Source organism: Trichlorobacter sp. (assembly GCF_030247655.1).
Lineage (GTDB): Bacteria > Desulfobacterota > Desulfuromonadia > Geobacterales > Pseudopelobacteraceae > Trichlorobacter.
On record NZ_JAOTRZ010000144.1, the window covers coordinates 1 to 7441 of the forward strand.

Below are 7441 nucleotides of genomic sequence, written 5' to 3' on the forward strand. Positions count from 1 at the left end.
AACTAGTGCTGCACGGGTGTCGTCACTGACAGAGATTACAATGAGGGGGTGATCAAGCAGGGGCATCAAATTTGTCCTTGGCTGATTTTTCAATTTTGAAACAATAAAGAAAAATATCTGAAACATCAATTTAATTAGCAACTATGCAACAGCCCTTTAACATGCCGGAGTGCTGGAGCTTTCTTTCTGATTGGTGTACTGTAACCGCCATGAACCTACATCTTATTACCCTACATGCCATGCCCTCAGCCCAGGCGGTACCGCTTGCCGCTGCTTTTATCAAGGCCTATCTGGACCAGGCACCTGCCCTGCAAGGAAAGGTCTCGGTTACCACTGCCGAGTTCTACTGCGGTACGCCGTTGGAACAGTTGGTGGCTTCAATTCGTGACCACAAGCCTGACATCGTTGGTCTGCCGGTCTATGTCTGGAATCACCATGAGTGTTGTAAACTGATTACGCTGCTTCGCCAGCAGTTTCCTGAGCTGCTGTTGATTGCCGGTGGTCCTGAGGCAACTGCTGACCCGGCCAGACTTTTAGCTGAGGCCCCATTTGACCTGCTGGTGGTGGGAGAGGGAGAGCTGACCGCTGCCGAGCTGCTGGAACGCCGCCTGACCGGAGCTCCACTACAGGGATTACCCGGAACTGCCCAACTGATTGATGGAGCGCTACAGGTTACTCCCCGTCCGCAGGTTGAAGACCTTGCCATCCTGCCTTCTCCCTACCTGGCCGGACTGCTGGACATGCATATTGCCAACGGCATGGTCTGGCAGCTCTCCCGGGGCTGTCCCTATGCCTGCGAGTTCTGCTACGACGGCATGGGTGACCGTAAGGTGCGGCGCTATCCGCTGGATCGGATGGAACAGGAACTGGCCTATCTGGTCAGTCGCGGCGCCTCCCAGATCTTTGCCCTGGATTCCACCTTCAACACCGACAAGAAGCGGGCCAAGCACCTCTTGCGTTTGATTGCTGAGACTGCCCCGGATGTTCATTTTCACTTTGAGGTGCGTCACGAACTGCTGGACAAGGAACAGGCCCAGCTGTTTGCCGGGCTGACCTGCTCAGTCCAGATCGGCCTGCAGAGCGCCGATCCGGCAGTGGCCGGCGGGGTGGGCAGAACATTCAATCGCGACGAGTTCACTGCCAAAGTGATGCTCTTGAACGACTCCGGCGCCACCTTTGGCTTTGACCTGATCTACGGCCTGCCTGATGATTCTTTTGATAAATTCCGCGAAGGGCTCAACTTTGCCCTCTCGCTCTACCCTAACCACCTGGATATCTTTCCGCTGGCCGTACTGCCCGGCACCAAGGTGGCCAACAAGGCAACATCCATCGGCATGAAGCACCTGCCAGATCCACCCTACACCCTGCTGGAGTCAGCCAGTTTTCCGCTGGCCGATATGGCCAGGGCGCGACAACTGGGCGCCGCCAGCGACATCTTCTATTCTCGCGGCAAGGCCGTGGCCTGGTTTAACGGCGTGGCACGGGGGATTAAGCTCAAACCGGTGGAACTGCTGGAGCGGTTTGGTAGCTGGCTGCAGGGACAGAACGACAGGATGCCGGACGAGGCAGAACTGGAAGACGAGCAGATCTGGCAGCTGCAACGGCAATTTCTGACCAGCCTTTTTGATGAGCGCAAGGCCCAGAAATTGCTGCCTGCTGCCCTGGATTGTGTGGACTACCACTATGCCTACGGTGTGGCCCTGATGGCGGTGCCGCCGATCCCGCCGGATGATGATCAGCTGCTACAGCTTGATTTGCTGAAGATGAGGCTGGTGCGGGCTTCCTCGCTTACCCTGTCGCCGTTCAGCTATGAGATCCTCGATATCCTGGAAAGTGGTGAGCCTGATCTGGCCTGGATCAGCAAACAGCTGAAACAGACCGGTTCCTGGGCTGCCATCTACCCGGCCCATGGCGAGGTCTGTACAGAATCGCTGATCAAGCCGTACTACCGGCTGTTGGAAGAGCTGGACGGCACACGCACTGCCAGCACCATTGCCAAGCAGCTGCGGATTCCGGCTGCCGATGCCCTGGAGTTCCTGCAGTTTGCCATGGCTGAGGGGATGGTGAGCGATCTGGAAGAGGAAGCGGCATGAATAAGAAAAAAAACCAGAAAACTATTTCAATTACAGCGTCCTCTACTGCGCAATACTTGACTTTTGTGGCAGCTACAGGCGAAGCCTCACAAAGTATCGAGATGCGGTATCAGGACGAAAACATCTGGCTGACGCAGAAGATGATGGCTGCGCTTTACGATGTGACCGTGCCCGCCATTAATCAGCACCTTAAACGTATTTTTGAGGATGTGGAGCTGTCGCCTGATTCAGTTGTTAAGGAATACTTAATAACTGCCGCAGACGGTAAGAACTACCGCGCCAAACCCCTCCTAAAATAGGAGGGGAGCTTAAAATCAAGCCATTGCGAAGGCTTGCCATGAAAATTAGGAGTGTAGGTTCGGATTTTTATGGTGACACATTATCCATTTTGGCTTTGTTTCTCTTTGCTGGAGTGGATGCTGTAATAACGGTTTTGCCAAAAGTGAGCTGAATAAATGTTCCATTTGGGAGGTTGAGCGACTCATGATTTATGATAGGCACGGTATATGACAGAATCATTTAAGTACATTGAACATCATGCAACGTCTGTTGACGACATAGTCGCGGTCGTGAAGAGGGTCCATCTCACATATAACAACAAGCGCACGCCTATGATCAGAGGCGAGGACTCGGTGGAGTTTGTTCCAACACCTGGCATTTTTCGCCCTCATTTTAACCCTGCTCTTGAACAACAGCTTTTTTTGTCGTTCCTGCGACATGTGCCAGCTTACTCAAGCGTCGACATCACAAACGCATGGCTCGTGCTATCATTGGCACAGCATCATGGAGTACCTACACGCTTATTGGATTGGGCAACCAATCCCTTGGTGGCAACCTACTTCGCTGTTGAGAAGTCAGCTGCTTGTGATGCGGCAATCTGGGCTGTGTGGGGTCTCCAGTGCGAGGATCATTTGCCTGCGTCACCGTTCGAAATCACCCGACCAATGCAGGTGACGCCGGTCGTAGTCAGCCCTCGTATGCAGGTTCAATCCTCTATCTTTACCGTGCATCCGGATGGCAGTGACTTCCGCACACATTTAGCGACGGACGATTCTGTGTTGAAGATCATCATTCCTGCTGGTCTGCGCAATGGGCTAAGGCAGCAGTTGGAGTTCCTTGGCATCACTCGCGCATCGCTGTTTCCAGACCTCGATGGACTCGGTACGTGGTTGCGGTATCGGGCGCAAGACATCGAGTGAGGTGGGACGCCTAATCACGGAGATCACCTGACCAAAAGGCAGTCAGGTGATCTCCCAAGCCGTTGGAAAGGAAAAGTAATGGCTCTAAGATTCCGAAAATCATTTAAGCTTGCTCCCGGAATAAGAATGAATTTAAGCGGGAGTGGCCTCAGCTACAGCATTGGTGGCCGTGGTGCATCTGTAACCGTTGGGAAGCGCGGCGCCTATTTAAATGCTGGTATCCCAGGAACCGGACTCTATACACGCCAGAAAATAAGTGGTTCATCAAGCCAAAGTTCCCGGTCTTCCGGTAGGGTTACTACTTCGGTGAGCATTACCGTTGGTATTAAGGACGATGGAACAATCTTCTTCAACGATGAATACGGCAATCCGTTGAGCGAAAAAGTTGTTGTCGCTGCCAAACGACAACAAGGTGATGTGATCAAAAATCTGATCCAGCAGAAATGCGATGAAATCAATGTACAAATAGAAGCTCTTGCAGAAATTCACCACTACACACCTGCCCCACACGAAAAGCCTGTCTTTGTTCCTGAAGAATTTGCCGAATTGCAACCGCGGAAAAGGCCACCAATAAAATTAGGTTTTTTTGCCTCACTCTTCAAAAGTAAGCGAGAACGAAACGAGCAGGAAAACTTCAAGAGGCAGCAAGAGGATAATGAACTATTGAAACAATGGCAGGAACAGAAATCCGCATTCGAACAGGAACAGCAGAAACGTAGACAATTCATCGAGAAGGATATCTATACCAGCGTTACTGCAAAAGAAGCCTTTCTCGAAGAAAGCCTCCAGGAAATTGTTTGGCCAAAGGAAACTTTGCTGTCCACTGAAATGCTGGACAACGGTAAGCGGATATTTATAGACGTCGACTTACCTGAAATAGAAGACATGCCAAATAAGACAGCTTCCGCACCTCAGCGCGGATACAAGCTATCGGTAAAGGACATGTCACCAGTACAGGTGCAACGGCTCTACATGTCCCATGTCCATGGCATCGGATTCAGAATCATTGGAGAAACCTTCAGCGCAATTCAGGAAGCAAACGAAGTGGTTTTGTCCGCCTATTCTCAGCGTACAAACACCTCAACCGGAAAGATAACTGATGAGTATCTGTATTCAGTGAGTGTTTCCAGAGACAAATGGTCGAATATCAATTTTTGCAATCTGGTGAATCTTGATGTAGTCGAGGCATTAACTCAGTTTGAATTACGTAGAGACATGACAAAAACCGGAGTTTTTAGATCAATTCAACCTTTTGAGGTGAATTCATAAAATCGTAGAGAGCAGGCTAGGTATGTCCCAACCAGACCTTTGACCCGCAGGAGGGCTAATGAGTTTTTTCAGCAAACTATTCCGAAAAGAGAACCCATCTTTGTGTAAGGTCAACGGTGAACCGAAGACGAGCGGCGAGCTAATTACGGAACTCACTGACGGAGCAAATCTAGTTGATGGGAGGCAGACTTGGGAGCTCGCTGATGAGAAAAAGTATGACATCGAGTACATGATGAAGTGCTGTGATGCAGAGTTAAAGACGATGGAAGTCGCCGGTCTGATTGCGGCACCGTACTATTTCGAGCGTGTAGCGGTCCTTTCCCGGAAAGCAAAAAACTACCACCAGGAGCTTCATTACTGTGAGACTTACATTCGGTTGGTCGAGAACTACTACGCCATGCACGGCACGGAGGGTATAGCTGATGTGAGAAAAGGCCCAAGGTTTCAAGCGATTGTCGCTCGCCTTCCAAAAGCAAGAGAGTTACTGGTCAAGTCTGAGCAAGTCACCTAACCCTGTGTTCAAGCGGGACGCCACTTACTTCAATTTGGGGAGACAATAACGGGACAGGCACCAATTTGCTGGTTTCCTCTTTAACTAGATGCTATCCAGAAGCCGGTCTAACCTTGGTACTGCTTGGCAACTATCGCTACACCTTCTCAGCCGCCAAAAAAGGAAAACGCCCCGACATACGTCTAGAGCTGGACGGCCGCAAAGGAAATACAGGGACACCATACGAAAGGAAATACAGGGACACCATACGTATTAATACGGTTCGAGGCGTGGAATTGGTAAGGCGTCCCTGTATTTCGAATCACCCGAAGTCCCAACCAGCCGGTTGCACGCCGCCCCGCCCTGAGAAACCGGGCGAAGCGGGTGAACCGGACACCCCGTTATACAACCCTAATTTTGGAGTCGTCCCCGTGATGTCAGATTGTAACCGTAAGCCAGCATCGTGCTGCTGATCTTTCCCCCCATTGCCAAAGCTTGTGAACCACCGGCCGGAATAGCCCGGCTGGCAGGTGCGCTGCAGGCCCATGACATCCCCTGCAAGCTGTGGGATGCTAACCTGGAAGGGCAGCTCTGGTTGCTGGATCAGCAGCCAGAGGCCAACGACACCTGGACAACCCGCGCCTGGCGCAGCAGGCATAAACACCTGCAGGAACTGCGTGAACCGGCTACCTACGCCAATTCATCCCGCTATACCACCGCGGTTAATGATCTGAACCGCCTGTTACTGATGGCAGCCAAGCCGCTGCAGGCAGAGGTTGGTCTGGCAGATTTCCGTCACGAGACACTCAGCCCGGTGCGCAGCCAGGATCTGCTGCAGGCCGCTGCCAGACCTGAGCTGAATCCGTTCTTCCCCTTCTTTCAACAACGCCTGCCAGAGCTGCTGGGCGGCATTACCACCGTCGGTATCTCGCTCTGTTTTCTCAGTCAGGCCCTCTGCACCTTCAGTCTAATCGGCCTGATCCGGCAGCAGTATCCACAGGTGAAGATCGTGCTGGGTGGCGGTCTGGTTACCACCTGGCTTTCACGACCGGACTGGCACAACCCGTTTGGGGGGCTGGTCGATCATTTGATCGGTGGTGAAGGAGAGCTGCCGCTGCTGGAACTGCTGGGGGCTCAGTCGCCGTACCAACAGGCTCCGCCGGATTACAGCCAGCTGCCGCTAGCGGCGTATCTCTCACCCGGTCTGATCCTGCCCTATAGTACTGCCAGCGGCTGCTGGTGGAACCGCTGTTCCTTCTGTCCGGAGCGGGCCGAGGGGAGTCGCTATCATCCGTTGCCGATCCCGCTGGTGCTGGCTGAACTGCAGCAGCTGGTGCAGCAGTACCGGCCACGTCTGCTGCATCTGCTGGATAATGCCCTGGCGCCTGCTCTGCTGCAGGGGCTGATCAAACAGCCGCCCGGAGTGCCCTGGTACGGCTTTGTCAGGTTTGAAAAGCAGCTGGCTGATCCACAGTTCTGTCATGCTCTGAGGCAATCAGGCTGTGTGATGCTGAAGCTGGGGATTGAGTCCGGTGATCAGCAGGTGCTGGATCGTCTGCACAAGGGGATAGAGCTGGGGATGGCGGGCCGGATTCTGGAGAACCTGCGGGCAGCCGGTATCGCGGTCTATGGCTACCTGCTGTTCGGCACACCGGCTGAAGATCAGGCTGCTGCCCGCCGTACCCTGGCCTTTGTGCAGCAGCATCATACTGCAATTACCTTTCTGAACCTGGCGATCTTCAATATGCCGCTGTTTGGCGATGAGGTGCCGGAATACGAGACGGAACTGTTCTACGAAGGTGATTTGTCTCTTTATACAGGATTTACCCATCCCAACGGCTGGGGCAGGGGAGCGGTGCGGCGTTTCCTGCGCCAGGAGTTCAGCCGTCCCCCTGAAATTGCGTCGATCATCCGGCGTGATCCAGCCCAGTTTACCTCCAATCATGCCGCGCTGTTCTGTTGAACGTATCGGTCGTAATCCCCATAAAACTTGTCGTGCAACTTGTAATTCGCATAAGTTACCTTATTATCTTTTCATGTCAGCCATCACTTTGGAAAGGGCTCGCTCATGCCTGAATTTAAACTTGGAGAGCTGTTGATTCAGAATAAGCTGATTAGCAAAGAACAGTTTGATCAGGCCCTGGAGATGCAGCAGCTTACTCCCCAACAGCCGATCGGCCAGATTTTATGTATGCTTGGGTTTCTGAACGCCAAAGACCTCGAATATATACTCGACCACAATAAAAAACGCCGCAAGCTGGGTGATATTCTGGTTTCACAGGGGTTAATTGATGAGGAAAAACTTTATAACGCACTTAGTGTGAGCGGGGAGGAAAAAATTCCGCTTGGCAGGGCGCTGATCAGGCAGCATGTTATCGAAGAAGAGCAGG

General features: G+C 52.5%; 6 protein-coding genes and 1 pseudogene. All 7 read left to right on the plus strand.

The genetic code is table 11. The annotated features are described in order from the left end of the window. Nucleotides 1-209: 209 nt before the first annotated feature. On the plus strand, nucleotides 210-2093 hold the full coding sequence (locus OEL57_RS11740) for a B12-binding domain-containing radical SAM protein (protein ID WP_300740720.1): 1884 nt from the start codon (nucleotides 210-212) through the stop codon (nucleotides 2091-2093). Next, complete coding sequence (locus OEL57_RS11745; protein ID WP_300740721.1) at nucleotides 2090-2392, plus strand: hypothetical protein; 303 nt, start codon at nucleotides 2090-2092, stop codon at nucleotides 2390-2392. Before OEL57_RS11740 ends, OEL57_RS11745 begins: the two co-directional genes overlap by 4 nt. Nucleotides 2393-2599: 207 nt before the next feature. Further along, nucleotides 2600-3292, plus strand: a complete 693-nt coding sequence (locus OEL57_RS11750; RefSeq protein ID WP_300740722.1) for an FRG domain-containing protein — start codon at nucleotides 2600-2602, stop codon at nucleotides 3290-3292. Nucleotides 3293-3370: 78 nt separating this feature from the next. Beyond that, nucleotides 3371-4561, plus strand: a complete 1191-nt coding sequence (locus tag OEL57_RS11755) for a DUF4236 domain-containing protein (RefSeq protein WP_300740723.1) — start codon at nucleotides 3371-3373, stop codon at nucleotides 4559-4561. A gap of 58 nt (nucleotides 4562-4619) precedes the next feature. Then, nucleotides 4620-5072 carry a hypothetical protein gene (locus tag OEL57_RS11760; protein WP_300740724.1) on the plus strand — a complete coding sequence of 151 codons (453 nt, stop codon included), beginning with the start codon at nucleotides 4620-4622 and terminating at the stop codon, nucleotides 5070-5072. Between the two features lie 442 nt (nucleotides 5073-5514). Then, nucleotides 5515-7014, plus strand: a complete 1500-nt coding sequence (locus OEL57_RS11765; protein ID WP_300740725.1) for a B12-binding domain-containing radical SAM protein — start codon at nucleotides 5515-5517, stop codon at nucleotides 7012-7014. A 105-nt stretch (nucleotides 7015-7119) separates the two neighbouring features. Continuing rightward, nucleotides 7120-7441 (plus strand): annotated as a pseudogene (locus OEL57_RS11770) (pilus assembly protein PilB); the annotation flags it as partial.